The organism is Shouchella sp. JSM 1781072, from assembly GCF_041949915.1.
Classification (GTDB): domain Bacteria; phylum Bacillota; class Bacilli; order Bacillales; family Bacillaceae_D; genus Shouchella.
Map to the genome: position 1 here is coordinate 682,669 of NZ_JBHFQE010000001.1, position 18,985 is coordinate 701,653.

General features: G+C 40.2%; 19 protein-coding genes. 14 read left to right on the top strand and 5 right to left on the bottom strand.

From position 1 onward, the window contains the following. Positions 1–100 precede the first annotated feature (100 nt). Positions 101–892, top strand: a complete 792-nt coding sequence (locus ACE1TH_RS03665; RefSeq protein WP_099301191.1) for an inositol monophosphatase family protein — start codon at positions 101–103, stop codon at positions 890–892. Positions 893–894: 2 nt separating this feature from the next. Then, on the top strand, positions 895–1,794 hold the full coding sequence (locus tag ACE1TH_RS03670) for an NAD(P)-dependent oxidoreductase (RefSeq protein ID WP_099301190.1): 900 nt from the start codon (positions 895–897) through the stop codon (positions 1,792–1,794). Positions 1,795–1,814: 20 nt separating this feature from the next. On the opposite strand, the gene ACE1TH_RS03675 is transcribed toward ACE1TH_RS03670, so the two are convergent. Beyond that, positions 1,815–1,997, bottom strand: coding sequence for a DUF5325 family protein (locus ACE1TH_RS03675; protein ID WP_099301189.1), 183 nt, complete (start codon positions 1,995–1,997; stop codon positions 1,815–1,817). Positions 1,998–2,191: 194 nt separating this feature from the next. Between ACE1TH_RS03675 and typA the strand changes: the two genes are divergently transcribed. Further along, on the top strand, positions 2,192–4,030 hold the full coding sequence (gene typA, locus ACE1TH_RS03680; protein WP_255223400.1) for a translational GTPase TypA: 1,839 nt from the start codon (positions 2,192–2,194) through the stop codon (positions 4,028–4,030). Between the two features lie 20 nt (positions 4,031–4,050). Then, positions 4,051–4,404: a YlaH-like family protein gene (locus ACE1TH_RS03685; RefSeq protein WP_255223399.1), complete on the top strand. Its 354-nt coding sequence runs from the start codon at positions 4,051–4,053 to the stop codon at positions 4,402–4,404. Here the strand turns inward: ACE1TH_RS03685 and ACE1TH_RS03690 are convergent. Continuing rightward, positions 4,401–4,604 (bottom strand): YlaI family protein, encoded by a 204-nt coding sequence (locus ACE1TH_RS03690; protein WP_099301186.1) that lies wholly within the window; start codon positions 4,602–4,604, stop codon positions 4,401–4,403. The two genes, ACE1TH_RS03685 and ACE1TH_RS03690, sit on opposite strands and share 4 nt — an antisense overlap. A 215-nt stretch (positions 4,605–4,819) precedes the next feature. Between ACE1TH_RS03690 and ACE1TH_RS03695 the strand changes: the two genes are divergently transcribed. Beyond that, the gene (locus tag ACE1TH_RS03695; RefSeq protein WP_099302127.1) at positions 4,820–6,139 is read left to right on the top strand and encodes a PhoH family protein; all 1,320 of its coding nucleotides are present in this window, start codon (positions 4,820–4,822) and stop codon (positions 6,137–6,139) included. On the opposite strand, the gene ACE1TH_RS03700 is transcribed toward ACE1TH_RS03695, so the two are convergent. Beyond that, positions 6,136–6,648, bottom strand: a complete 513-nt coding sequence (locus tag ACE1TH_RS03700; RefSeq protein WP_099301185.1) for a hypothetical protein — start codon at positions 6,646–6,648, stop codon at positions 6,136–6,138. The two genes, ACE1TH_RS03695 and ACE1TH_RS03700, sit on opposite strands and share 4 nt — an antisense overlap. Before the next feature lie 161 nt (positions 6,649–6,809). On the opposite strand from ACE1TH_RS03700, the gene ACE1TH_RS03705 reads away from it, so the two are divergent. Continuing rightward, positions 6,810–7,088, top strand: coding sequence for an Fpa/YlaN family protein (locus ACE1TH_RS03705; protein ID WP_035398491.1), 279 nt, complete (start codon positions 6,810–6,812; stop codon positions 7,086–7,088). Positions 7,089–7,219: 131 nt separating this feature from the next. After that, positions 7,220–10,666, top strand: a complete 3,447-nt coding sequence (pyc, locus tag ACE1TH_RS03710; RefSeq protein ID WP_375078381.1) for a pyruvate carboxylase — start codon at positions 7,220–7,222, stop codon at positions 10,664–10,666. 87 nt (positions 10,667–10,753) lie between these two features. Here the strand turns inward: pyc and ACE1TH_RS03715 are convergent, their stop codons facing one another. Beyond that, positions 10,754–11,668 carry a COX15/CtaA family protein gene (locus tag ACE1TH_RS03715; RefSeq protein ID WP_306345936.1) on the bottom strand — a complete coding sequence of 305 codons (915 nt, stop codon included), beginning with the start codon at positions 11,666–11,668 and terminating at the stop codon, positions 10,754–10,756. A 362-nt stretch (positions 11,669–12,030) separates the two neighbouring features. On the opposite strand from ACE1TH_RS03715, the gene coxB reads away from it, so the two are divergent. The 6 genes from coxB to ACE1TH_RS03745 all read left to right on the top strand — a co-directional run bounded on the left by coxB (position 12,031) and on the right by ACE1TH_RS03745 (position 17,249). Continuing rightward, positions 12,031–13,065, top strand: a complete 1,035-nt coding sequence (coxB, locus tag ACE1TH_RS03720; RefSeq protein ID WP_099301181.1) for a cytochrome c oxidase subunit II — start codon at positions 12,031–12,033, stop codon at positions 13,063–13,065. 29 nt (positions 13,066–13,094) lie between these two features. Continuing rightward, positions 13,095–14,969, top strand: coding sequence for a cytochrome c oxidase subunit I (gene ctaD / locus ACE1TH_RS03725; RefSeq protein WP_099301180.1), 1,875 nt, complete (start codon positions 13,095–13,097; stop codon positions 14,967–14,969). A 1-nt stretch (position 14,970) separates the two neighbouring features. Continuing rightward, entirely contained in the window at positions 14,971–15,594 is a 624-nt protein-coding gene (locus ACE1TH_RS03730; protein ID WP_099301179.1) for a cytochrome (ubi)quinol oxidase subunit III, read from the top strand. Positions 15,595–15,596: 2 nt separating this feature from the next. Further along, a complete protein-coding gene (locus ACE1TH_RS03735) occupies positions 15,597–15,944 on the top strand; it encodes a cytochrome C oxidase subunit IV family protein (protein ID WP_099301178.1) in 348 nt (115 codons plus the stop codon). A 214-nt stretch (positions 15,945–16,158) separates the two neighbouring features. Continuing rightward, on the top strand, positions 16,159–16,704 hold the full coding sequence (locus ACE1TH_RS03740) for a DUF420 domain-containing protein (protein WP_099301177.1): 546 nt from the start codon (positions 16,159–16,161) through the stop codon (positions 16,702–16,704). A gap of 23 nt (positions 16,705–16,727) precedes the next feature. Further along, positions 16,728–17,249: a TcaA NTF2-like domain-containing protein gene (locus tag ACE1TH_RS03745; RefSeq protein ID WP_375078382.1), complete on the top strand. Its 522-nt coding sequence runs from the start codon at positions 16,728–16,730 to the stop codon at positions 17,247–17,249. A 55-nt stretch (positions 17,250–17,304) separates the two neighbouring features. Here the strand turns inward: ACE1TH_RS03745 and ACE1TH_RS03750 are convergent, their stop codons facing one another. Then, the gene (locus ACE1TH_RS03750) at positions 17,305–17,658 is read right to left on the bottom strand and encodes a YugN family protein (protein ID WP_099301175.1); all 354 of its coding nucleotides are present in this window, start codon (positions 17,656–17,658) and stop codon (positions 17,305–17,307) included. 174 nt (positions 17,659–17,832) lie between these two features. Here ACE1TH_RS03750 and ACE1TH_RS03755 point away from each other — a divergent pair, with 174 nt between their 5' ends. Continuing rightward, positions 17,833–18,927, top strand: coding sequence for a CAP domain-containing protein (locus tag ACE1TH_RS03755; protein WP_255223396.1), 1,095 nt, complete (start codon positions 17,833–17,835; stop codon positions 18,925–18,927). The last annotated feature ends 58 nt before the right edge of the window (positions 18,928–18,985 follow it).

Consider the following 18,985-nt stretch of genomic DNA (forward strand, 5'->3'; position numbering starts at 1 on the left):
AGTGCATGTGTGCTTTTTCTTTTTTTTTGAAGTGGAAGAACTTTGTATTCAAAATTGTTTATGAGATAATGTACAGGAATGAAGCTTGTAGGAGGTAAACATGGACGTGACATGGAGAGAAATTGAACAGCAAGCAAAAGAGTGGATTTTTCAAGCAGGGGAACAAATAAAAGACGCGTTAAATGGCTCATTCGCCATTGAGACAAAATCTAACCCCGATGATCTTGTTACAGATATTGATAAGTCGACGGAGGCATTTCTTTATAAAAAGATTCGCCATACATATCCAGAGCATCGTTTTTTAGGTGAGGAAGGAGTTAGTGAAGCGATTGACCATCTCGATGGGATTGTCTGGATTGTTGACCCAATTGATGGAACAATGAATTTTGTGCATCAGCGACAGAATTTTGCTATTTCCATCGGTATTTATGAAAATGGGATTGGAAAAATTGGGCTGGTCTACGATGTTATGAAAGGAGAACTGTTTCATGCGAATGATCAAGAAGGGCTATTCATTAATGAAGAGAAAGTAGATAAACAAACAGAACGGCCTCTTCATGAAGCGATTATAGGGCTTAATTCCAACTGGCTGCTTGAAGAACGTCAATATCAAAAAGCATTAGTCGAAGTAGCGAGAAATTGTCGTGGAACAAGGTCTTATGGTTCTGCAGCGTTAGAAATGGCTTATGTTGCTGTAGATCGAATAGACGCGTATATTAGCTTGAACTTGTCACCTTGGGACTACGCCGGGGGAGCAATTTTATTAAGAGAAGCTGGGGGCATATCAACACGGTTAGACAACCAAGAGCTATCGTTTCTAAAGAAAGGAACGGTTCTAGCTGCTAAGAAAGAGCTCCATCCAACTATCATCGAACATCTTCAGGAGGGATAATCGTGAGAATAGGTTTTATTGGACTTGGGACAATGGGATTACCGATGGTCAAGCATCTCGTAGATGCTGGATATGAAACGTATGTAGTCAGTCGAAGTAGAAGTCCGATCGAAACAGCTGTTGCGTATGGGGCTGTTGAAAAAGAATCGCCTAGGCATTTAATGGAAGCCGTTGATATGGTAATGACGTGTTTGCCAACACCTAGTTCCATTAAAGACGTTTATGATGGTGAAGACGGATTGATCGCTGGAGCTTCAAGAGGGAAAATCATTATAGACCATTCAACCGTTGATCCAGCTACGAATGAATGGGCGTACAAAGCAAGCGCACAAAAAGGGACAGCATTTGTTGATGCGCCAATTAGTGGGGGGCCCATGGGGGCAGAAGCTGGTACTTTAACGATTATGTGTGGATGTGATGAAGAAATATTTCCAGCGATTCAGCCTGTTTTAAAAGCTTTCGGAGACTATATTGTTCGTGTTGGAGAAGTCGGAAGTGGTACAACAGTTAAATTACTAAATAATATGCTCATCGGTGTGCACCAATCTGCTCTAGCTGAATGTTACGTGATGGCGGAAAAAGCCGGAGTGGATCCTGCAATTGCGTACGACGTAATTAAAAGAAGTGCAGGCTTCTCAAAAAGTATGGATTGGGCGGTAGACGCAATTCTTGATCGTAATTTTGATGCACGCTTTTCCATTAATTTATTGGACAAAGACATTAAATTAGCGCTAGGATTAGCTGATGAACTGAATATGCCTCTTGAACTCGTGCAGTTAGGAGCAAGTAAAGTCGCTCACGCAAAAGAAAAATATGGACATCAAGATGTGAGTGCCATTATACGTCCTTTAGAAGAAGCAACCAATACAATTGTCAAAAGACGAACAAAGGAGAACCATTAATGGCTCTCCTTTTTAACAATTTAATTATGGCTATTCACGTTTTTTTTTCGTAATCCAAACCCAAGTCCCATGGAGACAACAATTCCGACGATAGAGATAATGGCGATTAAAAGACTACGTTCAGCAACCGCAACGCCGATCCCCATAATACATAGTACAGTTATAATGGATAGTGTTAGGAATATCACATTTTCTTTATTCAAAACCTGTCTTACCCCCTCTGTTCACTAATAAATAGTGTAACGCTTTCTCGTGCTGAGGGAAAGTATTACGTGTGACAAAAAGGGAAACATTTTTTTATGTGGAACGTTTTTTAAATAAAATAGGAACTGATTCAACTTTATGCTATACTTAGACAGTTGAACATCTCTATGGTGGAAATAAAGGAGAGAATAAAATGAACGTACGTGAAGATATAAGAAATATTGCGATCATCGCTCACGTTGACCACGGAAAAACGACGTTGGTAGATGAATTGTTGAAACAATCTGGAACGTTCCAGCAACATGAAACAGTTCAAGAGCGCGCAATGGACTCCAATGCTTTGGAAAAAGAACGAGGTATTACCATTTTAGCGAAGAATACAGCGATTAATTACGCAGATAAGCGTATCAATATAATGGATACTCCAGGGCACGCTGACTTCGGTGGTGAAGTGGAGCGAATCATGAAAATGGTTGATGGTGTGTTGCTTGTGGTTGACGCCTACGAAGGCTGTATGCCGCAAACTCGTTTTGTATTAAAAAAAGCACTTGAACAAAAGTTAACACCGATTGTTGTTGTGAACAAAATTGACCGTCCAGCAGCAAGAGCAGCTGAAGTGGTTGATGAAGTGGTTGATTTATTTATTGATTTAGGAGCAGATGAAGATCAGCTTGATTTCCCAGTTGTCTATGCATCTGCCATTAATGGAACATCTTCTATGAACCCTGATAAGCAAGAAGATTCAATGGAAGACTTATTTAAAACGATTATTGAATCAATTCCTGCACCAGTTGATAATAGTGATGAGCCACTTCAATTTCAAATTACCTTACTAGATTATAACGATTACGTTGGTCGGATTGGTGTTGGTCGAATTTTTAGAGGAACCATGAAAGTTGGCGAGCAAGTTGCGTTAATGAAGCTTGATGGTTCTGTGAAGCAATTCCGCGTAACGAAAATGTTTGGTTTCCTTGGCTTAAAACGTGTCGAGATCAACGAAGCCAAAGCAGGCGATTTGATTGCTGTTTCAGGAATGGAAGAAATTAACGTTGGTGAGACAGTTTGTCCTGTTGATCAACAAGAAGCGCTACCGACATTACGAATTGACGAACCGACGCTTCAAATGACATTCCTTGTAAATAATTCGCCATTTGCTGGAAGAGAAGGCAAGTTTGTGACAAGCCGTAAGCTAGAAGAGCGTTTGAAATCTGAATTAGAAACAGATGTAAGCTTGCGTGTTGAGGATACTGATTCTCCAGATGTGTGGGTTGTTTCAGGTCGTGGTGAGCTCCACTTATCGATTCTGATTGAAAACATGCGCCGCGAAGGGTATGAACTTCAAGTATCAAAACCAGAAGTAATCATTCGTGATATTGATGGGGTTAGAAGTGAACCGGTTGAACGTGTGCAAATTGATGTTCCTGATGAGTATCAAGGTGCTGTTATGCAGTCGATTGGTGAACGTAAAGGTGAGCTTGTTAATATGACAAACACTGGAACAGGACAAGTTCGACTTGATTTCTTAGTTCCTGCTCGTGGGTTAATTGGTTATACTACTGAGTTCCTTACGCAAACACGCGGTTATGGCATTATCAATCATTCATTTGATTCGTATCAACCAATGGTTGCTGGTCACGTCGGTGGTCGTCGTCAAGGGGTTCTTGTTTCAATGGAAACTGGAAAATCGACGCAATACGGCATTATGGGTGTTGAAGATAGAGGAACCATTTTCTTAGATGCTGGTACTGAAATTTATGAAGGTATGATTGTCGGTGAACATACAAGAGAAAATGACTTGACTGTCAACATTACTAAAATGAAACAACAAACAAATGTTCGTTCAGCGACGAAAGATCAGACGGTTACGATGAAGCGTCCACGTATTTTAACGCTAGAAGAAGCGCTTGAATATTTAAATGACGATGAGTATTGTGAAATGACGCCAGAATCCATTCGTTTACGTAAGAAGATCCTGAATAAATCAGAACGTGAAAGAGAAGAGAAACGTAAAAAGCTAGCTTCGAATTCATAAGATGAGCGAAGGGGGGCATCATGATGCAAAACGAGGAAGAGATGGTACCTGTTGAAAGTTTGTCTTGGTTAATGCAGGCTACCTATGAGCAGCCTTGGATTGGGTTTGCAGCTTTTGTTGTCACAACATTGCTTACTGTTCTCGTTTTTAACTTAGGGTTTGCTCGAAAGTTACCAGTGTTAAAAATGGTCGTTGTGTATATTATGCTTATCATTGGAAGCTTTGGCCTATGGTTTTTAGAATTTGTGTTTGGGGCGCCAATTATGGCAGTACTCGCAATTTCTGCTTTAGTACTGGGGATTTATCGTTTTCGTTTGTTTATGCATCGAAAAGAAAAAGCACGATCCGAAGAAAATGGAGGGAGCGTTGGTTAAGGCCAATCGCTCTCTTCTTTTTGTCTATGGGGAACTGAAAAATTTCCTGTCGCTTTCCGCTCGTCTGTTCGCTTCGTAATTCGCTCTTGGCAATGCTCGCACATATACGTGTGAATCGGGCGATTGCGGAGTTTTTTTGCTATTACACTATAATCATCAATATCTTCTATTTTATCGCAAATCACACATTGTACTTTCATCTTACGTCTTTTACGACCTACACCTCTCTTTACCTCTATCTAGTCTTAGTGTATCGAATTACAGGACAAAAAGAAACTCTCATAATAATCAATAATCACTCGTCTAAGTTGTTGTCTTCATTCATACGATTAAAAGGAGAGGAAGCTTGCTTCATTGAAAGGCAAATTCTTGACGCACTTACTTAGGAGGCGTTTTTTTGACTAATGCCAAGAAAATGTATGTTCTTGATACGAATGTATTATTACAAGACCCGTATTCGCTCTACCAATTTCAACCTCATGACGTCATTATTCCAGCAATTGTTCTTGAAGAAGTGGATTCAAAAAAGAAAAACATGGATGAAGTAGGTCGGAATGCTCGTATGATTGCGAGAATCATTGATCAATTAAGAGAAGATGGAAAGCTTCATACCGGAGTGGCGTTAAAAGAAGGAGGATCCGTTCGAGTAGAACTAAACCACCGTTCATTTCAGCATTTAAAGCATGTGTTCGCTGAAATGACGAACGATAATCGCATTATTGCGGTGGCGCTAAATTTACAAATGGAAGAAAACGAAAAAGCAAATGGACGAGATGTTGTGCTCGTAAGTAAAGATGCACTCGTCCGAGTGAAAGCAGACTCGTTTGATTTACTAACGGAAGATTTTTTGAATGACCGGGTCATTGAAAGCGACGAAGGTTATAATGGGTATAAAGATTGCTATACAAATCAGGAAGTCATTAATGCATTTTATCAAAATGGAGAAATTTCCGTTGATGAATTAGAGGTTGGTCAGCTGTACCCAAATCAATTTGTTATTTTAAAAGATTATACGCAAGCTTCAAGTTCCGCTATTGGAAAAGTTGACTTATTAGGAAAGAAAGTAAAGCCTTTAATTGGTGAATATGATCATGTATGGGGGATAAAGCCGCGTAATGCTCAGCAAAAGATGGCATTCGAGCTGTTGCTTCGAAATGATTTGCCGCTCGTCACGTTAGTCGGCAAAGCAGGTACCGGCAAAACACTGCTTTCATTAGCGGCAGGCTTGTTGCAAACGGAAGATTTACACCTGTATAAAAAGCTCATTGTCGCTAGACCTGTTGTCCCACTAGGAAAAGACATCGGCTATCTACCAGGTGAGAAAGAGGAAAAATTAAAGCCGTGGATGCAGCCAATCTACGATAATTTAGAGTTTTTATTTGATACAAAAAAACCTGGAGAATTGGATCGTATTCTTGCTGGCATGAGTTCAATTCAAGTGGAGGCTCTTACGTATATTCGCGGTAGAAGTATACCTGATCAATATATTATTATTGATGAAGCACAGAATTTAACGAAGCATGAAGTGAAAACGATTTTGACGCGAGTAGGTGAGCGAAGCAAAGTCGTCTTGATGGGAGATCCGCAACAAATTGATCATCCATATCTTGATGAATATACAAATGGGTTAACGTATGCGGTCGAAACGTTTAAAAAAGAAGCGCTGAGCGGCCACATTAAATTAATTAAAGGGGAACGTTCAGCGCTTGCACAATTAGCGGCAGATTTACTTTAAACAAATTTGAGTTGCTTCACGCGCTTAATAGCTGTTTTGCTCGTACCGTCTGCCACGTAAAGGTGTACAGGTCCATCTTCTTTTAAAGGCTGTCCGTGATCAGAAAAAGCAGCAACTAGAAAATCCGCTTTTTCAATCGGTAGGGTTACGTGTTGATTCTCCGTTGTTTCAACTAGAATGGACTGAGCGTCATCATAAGGTGCAGCGTTGCGGATAAATGAGCGCAACGGCATGCCGAAAGAACCGTTAATCAATTCTTGGCGATCATATTTGATTCGATTTGAATCACGGTTTGGGTTTGGTGGCTCAGAACCTTGAAGCATTTCTTTATCAAATTGCTTTGAAATTTTTTGTGTATAATTTGCTAAATCATTATCATCCTCAAGCTGGATCGTGGATTCAAAAAAAGTTTGCAAATCAATCTTTCTTTCATCAAAAATCCAAACAGTTGGATCAATGGTTAATGGTTTCTTCACTTTACCAGAAATAAAAAAAACAAATTCTTGCATGGAATCCCTCCAAAAGTATGTACGATAGTGAAAAGTATACGCCTTCATTTGATATTTGTCACGATTAGAAACTTATTGAGCGTAATGAAAATGATTGCATTTTGACGCAAATGTCTATAGTATGGAAAGTAGGACACTAACTCAGACGAGGAGGGGATAATTTGACGTTACATGCTGTGACAAGCCAAAGTGAAAAAGCGTACAGTTTACTTCAAGAAGATGCGGAAAAAATCCGTCAGCTTATTGAGGTTCAGCTTGAAAACTTAACAATGCCGCAATGCCCCCTCTACGAAGAGGTTTTAGATACAAGAATGTTTGGTTTATCAAGGGAAATTGATTTTGCCATTCGACTTGGGCTTGTTGAAGAAGAAAAAGGGAAAGGGATCTTAAGTGAGCTAGAAAGAAAACTAGCGTTGCTTCATGATTCTTCTCTAAAGTAGTAGTACCAAACCGGGACGCTGATGCGCCCGGTTTTTCTAAAACCTTTTTATGCATATTAGTTGCGAAATTTAGAGAAATCAGTCAAAGTAAAGATAAAATACTTAAATGCTTGAGGAGAGGGAATACGTACATGAATGGACTACATAACATTAATAAAGTTTTAGTAGCAAATCGTGGTGAAATTGCTATTCGGATTTTTCGTGCATGTTCTGAACTAAATATCCGTACTGTTGCGATTTATTCAAAGGAAGATACAGGCGCATTTCACCGTTATAAAGCGGATGAGGCTTACTTAGTTGGAAAAGGAAAGAAACCGATTGATGCTTATTTAGATATTGAAGACATTATCGCTACAGCAAAAGCTCATGATGTAGACGCCATTCATCCAGGATACGGCTTTTTGTCAGAGAATATTGAATTTGCTAAACGTTGTCATGAAGAAGGCATCCGTTTTGTTGGTCCGGAGCTCGAGCATTTGGAAATGTTTGGCGATAAAATTCAAGCTAGAGAGCAAGCGTTAAAAGCAGGTCTTCCGGTCATCCCAGGTAGTGATGGACCTGTAAGTAATTTAGACGAAGTGAAATCATTTGTTCAAGAACACGGCTATCCGTTTATTATTAAAGCATCTTTAGGCGGTGGCGGTCGTGGAATGAGAATTGTTCGTACGGAAGAAGAATTAAAAGAAGCATATGACCGTGCAAAATCTGAAGCCAAATCGGCGTTTGGTAATGATGAAGTCTATGTTGAAAAATTTGTTGAGCGTCCGAAGCATATTGAAGTTCAAATTTTAGCGGACAAGCATGGCAATATTGTTCATTTACATGAGCGTGATTGTTCTGTCCAACGTCGCCACCAAAAAGTGGTCGAGATTGCACCGAGTGTTTCGTTAACGGATGAAGTGCGAAACAAGATCTGTGATGCTGCTGTTCAGTTAATGGAAAATGTCCAATATGTCAACGCTGGTACAGTGGAATTCCTTGTAACCGATGACGGAGCTTTTTACTTTATTGAAGTAAATCCTCGTGTTCAGGTTGAGCATACGATTACAGAAATGGTAACAGGCATTGACATTGTACAATCACAATTAAAAATTACAGCAGGATACAAATTACATGAAAAAGAAATTAACATTCCTGCTCAGAAAGACATTCATTGTTTTGGCTTTGCGATCCAGTCGCGTGTCACAACGGAAGATCCGGCTAATGGGTTTATGCCAGATACAGGTCGTATTAACGCCTATCGTTCAAGCGGCGGATTTGGTGTTCGTCTCGATGCAGGGAATGGATTCCAAGGTGCCGTTATCAGCCCTCACTACGATTCACTCTTGGTAAAGGTGTCGACGTGGGCATTAACGTTTGAAGATGCTGCCCTGAAAATGGTTCGGAACCTCAAAGAATTCCGAATTCGAGGCATTAAAACGAATATCGCTTTTTTAGAAAACGTTGTAACGCATGCTCAGTTTTTAAATGGCGAGTACAACACAGGTTTTATTGATCAAACACCAGAATTATTCGTTTTCCCTAAGCGTAAAGACCGTGGTTCAAAAATGCTGTCGTTTATTGGGGAAACCGTTGTAAATGGGTACCCAGGTTTGCAAAAAGGAGAAAAGCCTCTCTTTGATACACCTGTGCTACCAAGCTTTGACCAAAGCGAAACGGTGAAACCTGGCACGAAGCAAATTTTAGATGAAAAAGGTCCGGAAGGTTTAGCTCAGTGGGTAAAAAACGAGAAAAACGTGCTTTTAACCGATACAACGTTCCGAGATGCTCATCAATCCTTACTTGCTACTCGTGTGCGGACACATGATTTAAAGAAAGTAGCAGAACCGACTGCTCATTTATTGCCAGATCTTTTTTCAATGGAAATGTGGGGTGGTGCAACGTTTGATGTAGCCATGCGATTCTTACATGAAAATCCATGGGAAAGACTGCTCGTGTTGCGCGAGAAAGCGCCAAATATTTTATTCCAAATGCTCCTCCGTGCATCGAATGCGGTTGGGTATACAAGCTATCCCGACAACGTCATTTATGATTTCGTACAAAAATCAGCCGATGCTGGAATCGATGTGTTCCGAATCTTTGATAGCTTAAACTGGGTGGAAGCAATGAAACCGGCGATTGATGCGGTGAGAGAAAGTGGGAAAGTTGCGGAAGTAGCGGTTTGTTATACAGGAGATATTCTTGATAAAAACAAGACAAAGTATGATCTTGCTTATTACAAAAAAATGGCGAAAGAGCTCGAAGCTTCTGGTGCACATATTTTAGCCATTAAAGACATGGCAGGTCTCTTAAAACCTGAAGCGGCCTATCAGCTCGTAAGTGAACTGAAGCAAACGATTGATATTCCAATTCACTTGCATATGCATGATACAAGTGGCAACGGCGTCTTCTCCTATGCACGTGCAGTTGAAGCTGGTGTAGATATCGTCGATGTGGCTGTTAGCTCAATGGCAGGCTTGACCTCGCAACCGAGTGCGAATAGCCTTTATTACGCATTAGCAGGAACGGAACGCCAACCGAAAATGAACATCGAAACGTATGAAAAGCTTGATCAATTTTGGTATGATACGCGCAAGTTTTACCAAGGATTTGAAAGCGGCATGAACGCTCCGCATACAGAAGTTTACGAGCATGAAATGCCAGGGGGACAATATAGCAATCTCCAGCAACAGGCAAAAGCTGTTGGACTCTATGAAAAATGGAATAACGTCAAAAAAATGTATCGAACGGTCAATGACATGTTCGGAGACATTGTCAAAGTGACGCCATCTTCCAAAGTCGTAGGTGATATGGCGCTTTACATGGTACAAAATGAGCTGACAGAAGAAGACTTGTATGAAAAAGGGGCAAGTTTGGATTTCCCTGATTCTGTGGTGGAGTTTTTCCAAGGACAGCTAGGAAAGCCGTATCAAGGGTTTCCTGAAGAATTGCAGCGCATTATACTAAAAGGAAAGATGCCAATTGAAGGGCGTCCTGGTGCTGAGTTAGAACCGGTTGATTTTAAAGCAGTGAGCAAGCAGTTATATAATGAACTGGGTCGTCAAGTTACGAGTCACGACGTGTTGTCGTATTTGCTCTATCCGAAGGTGTACAAAGAATATGAAGAATTTAGCGAACGATTTGGTGATGTTTCAGTGCTTGATACGCCAACGTTCTTCTACGGGTTAGATCTTGGAGAAGAAGTGGAAATAGAAATCGAACAAGGGAAAACCTTAATTGTAAAATTAATTTCCGTTTCAGATCCACAACAAGACGGTACCCGAATTGTGTATTTTGAGCTTAATGGGCAGCCCCGTGAAGTAAATATTTTTGATTTAGATGTAAAAACAGATGCCGTTCTCCGTCCAAAAGCTGAGAAAAATAATTCGAGTCATATTGGAGCATCTATGCCTGGTACAGTTGTAAAAGTGCTTGTTTCTGAAGGAGATGAAGTGAAAAAAGGTGATCACCTCATGATTACAGAAGCGATGAAAATGGAAACAACCGTGCAAGCTGCAAAAAATGGCGTGGTAAAGAAAGTCCATGTGAAAGATGCCGAAGCGATTTCGACTGGAGATCTATTAATTGAAGTAGAATAAGGAGTGAAAGCTTGCTGATTCGTTACGTTCAGCAAGCTTTTTTGCCGAAAAAAACCTTCATGATCGATTCATCATGAAGGTTTAATCTTATTTTTGTCGATGGCGAAGAACGAGCATTACCATATAACATAAAACGGTAAAGAGTAGTGAAATAAGTAATGCGTGGAAAATACCAATGGTTAGCGTCGAATTTTCTGTTAACACAACCGCGATACCAGAGGCTGCTTGTCCAGCAACAAGAATAATCGTTAGTACAGAACAAAACACCAATACTGCTTGAGATCGATACGTTTTTAATGTCCAAATGAATAAGATTACTAGTAGCGCAACGAGAATCATTGCCGCCCCGCGGTGTAAGAGTTGGACCGCGATTCCGCTGTGAAAAATCGATGGAATGAGCTCCCCATTACAAAGTGGAAAACCGGAGCAAGCGAGTGTTGCGTCACGATGTTTGACATAAGCGCCGGTGTAAATCGCTAAGTAAGAATAAATGGTTGTCCCAATTACAAACCACTTGTATGACTTTGAAACAATTGGTACATAATGTCTTTTAGGGTTGCTGTCTTCAAAGGCAAGTCTTGTAAGTAAGACAACAGAGGCAAAGGATAGGGCTGAGAATCCGAAATGAAGGGCCATAATTAAGTCAGATTGACCAAAAACAACCGCGCCTGCTCCTAATAAGCCTTGGAAAATAATCATGAAAACGGAGATAATCGCTAGAAATTTTGTTTCTTGGAGATGTTTTAATGTTCTCCACGACCAAATGGCCATTAGAATAACGAGCATCCCGACAATGCCTGCAATTAAGCGGTGAGAAAATTCAATAACAGTTTCAGGTGGTGGATCAATCGGGATCACTTGTCCAAAACAAAGGGGCCATGTTTGGCCGCACCCTTCACCCGAACCAGTGTTTGTTACAACGGCTCCTTGTATCAAAACAAGAAGTACACCTAATGAGGTGAATACGCCAAATCTTTTTAGTCCTTTATGCAATCGTTTCACCTTTCCTTCTATAAACTTGTTGAAAAGTATGATAAAGTTAGTATGGGTCTTATAATGTACTTTCTCCATGATAAGAAAATGAACAGGGTAAAGTCAATTTTTCAACTGCGAACAATTTTTGAAGATTGTAAATGTGAAAATCGTGTGAACAAAAGGAATTTGATGAAACCGCCCACATTTTCGGTTATAATCGATATTGTGGGAGAATGTAAGAATATGTGTGTAAGTAAATATACATATTCCGCCATGAATAAAAAAGGTTGTATCCGTTTTCGAATCTTGTAAACTGTTCAACCATTTTGTTATTCACGCCGCTGTTTGAAAAGGCCAAGACAATTACATAGAAAGTGAGGGAAACGAACATGTTAAAAAACCTACTGTGGCGCTTAACACCTGCAGCTCTTGTGCTTGTTTTTTTATCAGGCTGTCTTGGTGAAGAAAACCTAACTGCTCTTGATCCAAAAGGAGAAGCGGCACAATGGATCTACGATAACATGGTCTTGTCATTAATTATTATGACATTTGTATCCGTTGTCGTGTTTGCAATTTTCTTCATTATCGTCGTGAAATTTCGTCGAAAAGAAGGCGATGATGAATTACCGGAACAAGTTCACGGAAATACAGCGATGGAAATTACCTGGACTGTTATCCCTGTGCTCTTACTCATCATCTTATTTATTCCAACCGTAACAGGAACGTTTGAATTCCATGTGGATGCTGATCCAGCTGAACATGAAGATGCGGTATACATAAACGTTACTGGGCACCAGTACTGGTGGCAGTTTGATTACGAAGAAGGCTTTACCGCTGGCCAAGAAGTGTATATTCCTGTTGGAGAACGTGTAGTATTTGAACTGAACGCAGAAGATGTGATTCACTCCTTCTGGGTACCCGCATTAGGTGGAAAAATTGACAATATTCCTGGAATTTCGAATGCCCTATGGTTACAAGCAGATGAACCAGGTGTTTACCTTGGAAAGTGTGCTGAATTATGTGGCCCATCTCACGCCCTTATGGACTTTAAAGTTATCGCGCTAGAGCGTGACGAATATGACCAGTGGGTCGAGGACATGCAAGGCGTTGAAGCAGAAGAAACAGCCGCGAACGCAGAAGCAGGATATGAAGTGTTCCAAGAGAATGCATGTATTAACTGTCATGCGATCGGTGGAGAAGGAATGGCAACAGGCCCAACATTAACAAACTTCGGTGACCGTCAAAAGTTTGCCGGCGTTTACGATATGGATGACGATGAAGAGCTTGCGAATTGGATTCGTAATCCTGAAGAGTTAAAGCAAGGCAATAACATGCCGGCTCATGATATCAATGATGAGGATATGGAAGACTTAATCGAGTACTTACGCTCACTACAAGTCCGTCCAGCAAATTCGGATAATTAAAAGGAAGATTGGGTAAAGGAGGGTCTTGATTGGCTAGTTATAAAAAAGAAAAAGGCGTCATTTGGGACTGGCTAACAACGGTTGACCATAAAAAGCTCGGCATCATGTACTTGATCGCCGGGACGCTTTTCTTCTTAAAAGCTGGACTAATGGCTGTTTTCATGCGAATTCAGCTCATTATACCTGAAAATAGCTTTTTAACCGGACAAACGTTTAATGAATTTATTACGATGCACGGAACCATTATGTTGTTCTTGGCAGCCACCCCGCTCTTATTTGCATTTATGAACTTTGTTATACCGCTTCAAATCGGTGCTCGAGATGTTGCGTTTCCGTTCGTCAATGCATTAGGATTCTGGATTTTCTTATCAGGTGGTTTATTACTATCAACAAGCTGGTTTTTTGGTGGAGGGCCAGATGCAGGTTGGACTGCTTACGTTCCGCTATCACTAAATGAAGAACAGCTAGGACTTGATTTCTATGTACTTGGACTTCAAGTATCAGGGATTGGTACGCTAATCTCAGCAATTAACTTCTTAGTAACTATTATCAACATGCGTGCACCAGGAATGACGATGATGCGCTTGCCTTTATTTGTATGGACATCATTTGTTACATCAACGCTCATCTTGTTTGCATTTACACCACTTGCTGCAGGACTTGCGCTTCTTATGCTCGAACGGATTTTCGACGCGCAGTTCTTTAACCCGGCAGCTGGGGGGAACGTTGTCATTTGGCAACATATTTTCTGGATCTTTGGTCACCCGGAAGTATATATTCTCGTATTGCCAGCATTTGGGATTATCTCTGAAGTTATACCAGCATTTTCAAGAAAACGCTTGTTTGGCTATACGGCAATGGTTTTTGCCACTATGATTATCGCGTTTCTAGGATTCATGGTTTGGGCTCACCATATGTTTACAGTTGGTATAGGACCAGTAGCAAACTCCATCTTTGCGATTGCGACGATGACGATTGCGGTACCAACCGGTATTAAAATCTTTAACTGGCTCTTCACGATGTGGGGCGGGAAAATTACTTTTAATACAGCGATGTTATTTGCATCATCCTTTGTGCCAACCTTCGTACTTGGTGGGGTAACAGGGGTCATGCTTGCAATGGCACCTGTCGATTACTTATACCATGATACGTACTTTGTTGTAGCGCATTTCCACTACATCATTGTTGGTGGGATTGTCCTTGCGCTTTTTGCCGGTCTCTTTTACTGGTATCCAAAAATGTTTAATCATAAGTTAAATGAAAAATTAGGTGTTGTTTTCTTTATCCTCTTCACCATTGGTTTCCATTTAACATTCTTCGTTCAGCATTTCCTCGGATTAATGGGAATGCCGCGCCGTGTGTATACATATTTAGGCGGTCAAGGACTGGATGAATTTAACATGATTAGTACAATCGGAACATTCTTTATGTCAGCTGCAGTCATTGTCCTTGTGATTAACATTGTGTACTCAGCGATTAAAGGAGAGCGTGTTATTGGGATTAATGACCCTTGGGATGCACGTACGTTGGAGTGGGCTACACCAACACCTGTTCCAGAATATAACTTTGCTCAAACACCACAAATTCGTTCACTTGACCCACTTTTTTATGAAAAAGTACACGGGGACGGAACGATGAAACCGGCTGAACCTGTTGATGAGATTCATATGCCAAACGGTTCCATTTTGCCATTGATCATTTCAGTTGGTTTGTATTTCTTAGGCTTTGGTCTAATTATGTTAGAAATGTCAGAGCCATTTATTAGCCCGTGGATCGTTGTTGCTTTAGGTGGTTTACTCACATTTGGTGGGATGGCTGCTCGTTCTATTAAAGACGATCACGGTTATCACATTCCGAAAAGCGTCATTCAATCGGATCTTAAAAAGCAAGGAGGTGGCAAATAATATGGCTGGTGCAGTTGATACATCCAAAGGTTTACCATCTCACCCGGAAAGGGCGACGCTGGAAGGAAAGAATAAGTTCTTAGGTTTCTGGTTCTTTCTAGGCGGGGAAACCATCATGTTTGCCACTTTCTTCGGAACGTATTTAGGGTTACGTAATGGTGTTGGAAGTGGTCCAGCTTCTGATGAAATTTTTGCACTTCCGCTTGTGTTTATCATGACAATGATTCTTTTAACGAGCTCGATGACAAGTGTATTGGCAATGTTTGCGATGAAGAAAAACCAATTTAGAAAAATGATGACGTGGATGATTATTACAGTCGTTCTAGGTGCTGTTTTCTTAGGGTTAGAAATTTATGAGTTCCAGCATTACGTTCATGATTATGAATTTGGTTTTACAACAAGTGCATTTTCGTCTTCATTCTATACACTTGTTGGTTTACATGGTGCTCACGTGTTGTTCGGTCTTTGTTGGATCACGTTGCTTATCATTAAAAACATGCGCACAGGTATTACGTTAACGAATGCTCCGAAGTTCTATGTTGCAAGTCTTTACTGGCATTTCATCGACGTTGTTTGGGTATTTATCTTCACCGTCGTTTACTTAATGGGAGCAGGAGGTTATTAATTATGGCTGACGACCACTTAAGCAAACCGTTTGAGAAAAGTTCACTAACAGCTGCTGAAAAGCGTGAAATGAAGCGAGATATTAAAAAACAGTTTATCGTGTTTATCTTACTCCTGTTTTTAACGGTTCTCGCGTTTGTCGCTGTAGGTGCAGACCTTATTCCAAATAACTTTGCGGTACCATTTATTTTAATTCTTGCGATCGTGCAGCTACTTCTGCAACTTTTGTTCTTCATGCATATGAAAGACAAAGACCATGCTTGGGCAACGGTATTTATGATTACTGGTATTTTTGTAACCATGCCGACGATTGTGGCATTAATGCTGTTAATTGGTGTTGTAAAGTATTAGGAAGAATGAAGAACGGCTAAAAGAAAAAGCGGGTATGGACATGACGCCATATCCGTTTTTCTTTGTGTATGATCAATTTGTTTAGTAGATAGAAGTTGTATGTTTACGTTTATTGTTCACTAGATTGTAAATACTAGAGCTAGTGTGGGACGGTATCACTTTGTAGTATACTTAGACTATACAGTTGAGAAAGTTTTGCTAAGGAGTGACAACTATGGATAATGGTTTTGACAAACCAATAAAAAAACGAAATTACAAACCAGCTATTATTATTATTTCGATTGTTTTAATTGGCGCGATTGGGGTTTTAGCTGGTTTGCCAGGCGTTGATGACTTTGATGCGTTTGATGTAACGATTCTTCCGCTAATGAATGCCATCTTTAATACATTTACATTTTTGTTTTTAGTCGGTGCATTAATTGCAATTATGAAAGGAAAAGTACGCATTCATAAGCGTTTTATCTATGCTGCATTCGTTACAACAACCTTTTTCTTGTTTACGTATGTTGGGCACCATTTCTTAGCTGAATCAACAGCGTTTGGTGGAGAAGGCTTTGCAAAGTACTTTTATTATTTCATTTTGATTACACATATCGTGTTAGCCGCGGCAATTGTTCCGTTAGCACTCACAAGCGTTGCGAGAGCTTGGAATGGCGAGAATCAAAGGCATAAGAAAATTGCTCGGTGGACGATGCCAATATGGCTTTATGTGAGCTTTACAGGTGTATTAGTTTACATCTTGATTTCACCTTACTATTAAAGGTTCCCCTCCATTTAGAACTTTTGTATACTAATGAAAGACAGGGTGGACAGAAAGGGTTTGTTGTGCGAACAACTAAACATGTACTTCCTCTATTGGTAATGATGCTATTCCTTGCCGCGTGTGGGTATAGTGAACCAGAAAACTTGGAAGAAATTAACGATGAAGAAGTGGTTGAATCGATTACGACATTCGTGCATGATTATAAGGATGAGATGTTGTTAGCGATTAATGAGAACCAAACGGAGCGGTTAGAGGAAGAGTTTCTTATTCCAAACACATCGTTTTATCATGCTTTACATCGGTTAAAAGAAGATTTACAAAAAAATAATTCACGTAAAGAGCTCGTTTCGTTAGAAGTTGACGACATTTGGTTTGAACCTGAAGAAGGAGATTACTACGCGGACGCACATGAACACGTTCAAGTTGTGACAGGTGATGATGTAGAAGATATTGAACGAGAAATTCGTTTTCATATTATCGAAGGTTCAGATGGGACATACCGTCTATATACCATTATTAATGAGAATGAAGAAAGATATTAAAGACAAATGAAAGTTGCTTGCTATAAAAAAGAGCCGTCGCAAGGGACAGCTCTTTTTATAGTTCATCTTCAATTCGTTTAGCTAACAACTCTAGCTTCTTTTTTGATTTTTCGACGATGGCGTCAGGGAATGTCTCTCCTTCATATTCTACGCCATGTGGATAATAGTGCTTTCCTAAAACAGGACTCATAATTTGGACGATGGTTGATTGAGCTGGGATATCCCCCTTCACCGCGTAAACAGGTACTCTTAAGTAAAAGGTTCCTTCGTGGTGCACCATTTTGTAGTCAAACATTGCGCGCTCGTAATCCCACTGATCGGCATGAACGAAGCCAACTGATTCTGCTGAGTCATGTACGAGTGTAAATTTAATTTGATGGTTTTCTAGACCTGTTTCCGTGAATTTCAAAAGTATTCCTCCTTAACTAGCTGTTTCACACTTCTTAATCATAGTATGAAACGCTTTCTTATGCAACGTTTTAACAGATCTTTTCCTCTGACCCTGTTGGAAGATGAAAGGTTTTATTCAAGTGAGATGATCGAACAGCGATATCCTACAGGATAAAGGAAAGAGTGGTGCTTCGTGTATAAACGTCTCGGTCTATTATCCGTACTATTAGTTATTTTATTTATTTTAATCAATGAATATCGCCAACTCCCGTCAGAAGCGGTGGTTGGTTATGAGTTATCAACAAAGCAGCCATCTTTACATATGGACTATACGAGTCGAGCAATCCCTTCTTTTTTAGAACAAGATGAGATGAATCCCGATGCGGAACGAAATGAGGCGGTACCGTTTTCTTCTAATATTGGTTCGCTTATGGGCTTAAATACCGAAGAAATTGTTGACGCGCTTGGAGATCCGAAGCGTATTGATCCTTCAGCGTTCGGCTATGAATCATGGATTTATAACAATGTTGAGGCAGGGTATTTAACAATTGGCGTAAAAGATGACCAGGCTGCAACTGTAGTCGCACAAGGTTCTCCCATTCATGCGTTTTTAGGGGAAGGCGAGCTTAGCTTTGAAGCGTTAAATCGGATGTTCTTGTTCAATGAGACGGTTCCACTTGAAACAGAAACAGGCTTGTTTACATTTCAGTTATCGGAACAAGACTTGCAAATGAGACCAATCGCACAAGTGGGCGATTATTATATTCAATTTTATATGGATATCCATACAAATACATTGGCTTCAGTTCGGTTAATGACAGACGAAGTATTGTTAAATCAGCGTCCTTATTCATTCCGATACACAAACGACCTACCTGAAAAAGTGTCGCTCAGTCAATCTGATATGGAAAAAATTGATGAAGCGAATGAAAAGCAAATTTTTGAACTAACAAACGCAATTCGAACAAGCTACGGTTTAAAGCCGTTTACTTGGTCCGATGATGTTGCTCAAGTTGCGTACAACCATAGTAAAGATATGCACGATGAAGAATATTTTGATCATGTTTCGCCTATACATGGGACGCTATTAGATCGTTTTCACGCTGGACATGTTTCGTTTGCGGAGGCAGGGGAGAATATTGCTTTTAACTATGTTGACGGTATTGCAGCTGTTGGTGGTTGGTTAAACAGTGATAGTCATCGCGTGGTGTTGCTTCATGAAGAATTTACTGATCTTGGAGTAGGTGTGCACGACTCGTATTACACACAGAACTTTTCGGTTGAATAAAAGGAAAAGGTACGGATCGACCATTGTCTTTCCGTACTTTTTGTATGAAAAAAAGCCC

Bases quoted from the DNA above. Each gene is read 5' to 3' on its own strand.
- ACE1TH_RS03665 (WP_099301191.1), top strand. From the start codon at position 101: ATGGACGTGACATGGAGAGAAATTGAACAGCAAGCAAAAGAGTGGATT.
- typA (WP_255223400.1), top strand. From the start codon at position 2,192: ATGAACGTACGTGAAGATATAAGAAATATTGCGATCATCGCTCACGTT.
- ACE1TH_RS03685 (WP_255223399.1), top strand. From the start codon at position 4,051: ATGATGCAAAACGAGGAAGAGATGGTACCTGTTGAAAGTTTGTCTTGG.
- ACE1TH_RS03690 (WP_099301186.1), bottom strand. From the start codon at position 4,604: ATGAAAGTACAATGTGTGATTTGCGATAAAATAGAAGATATTGATGAT.
- ACE1TH_RS03695 (WP_099302127.1), top strand. From the start codon at position 4,820: ATGTATGTTCTTGATACGAATGTATTATTACAAGACCCGTATTCGCTC.
- ACE1TH_RS03700 (WP_099301185.1), bottom strand. From the start codon at position 6,648: ATGCAAGAATTTGTTTTTTTTATTTCTGGTAAAGTGAAGAAACCATTA.
- pyc (WP_375078381.1), top strand. From the start codon at position 7,220: ATGAATGGACTACATAACATTAATAAAGTTTTAGTAGCAAATCGTGGT.
- coxB (WP_099301181.1), top strand. From the start codon at position 12,031: ATGTTAAAAAACCTACTGTGGCGCTTAACACCTGCAGCTCTTGTGCTT.
- ACE1TH_RS03730 (WP_099301179.1), top strand. From the start codon at position 14,971: ATGGCTGGTGCAGTTGATACATCCAAAGGTTTACCATCTCACCCGGAA.
- ACE1TH_RS03735 (WP_099301178.1), top strand. From the start codon at position 15,597: ATGGCTGACGACCACTTAAGCAAACCGTTTGAGAAAAGTTCACTAACA.
- ACE1TH_RS03740 (WP_099301177.1), top strand. From the start codon at position 16,159: ATGGATAATGGTTTTGACAAACCAATAAAAAAACGAAATTACAAACCA.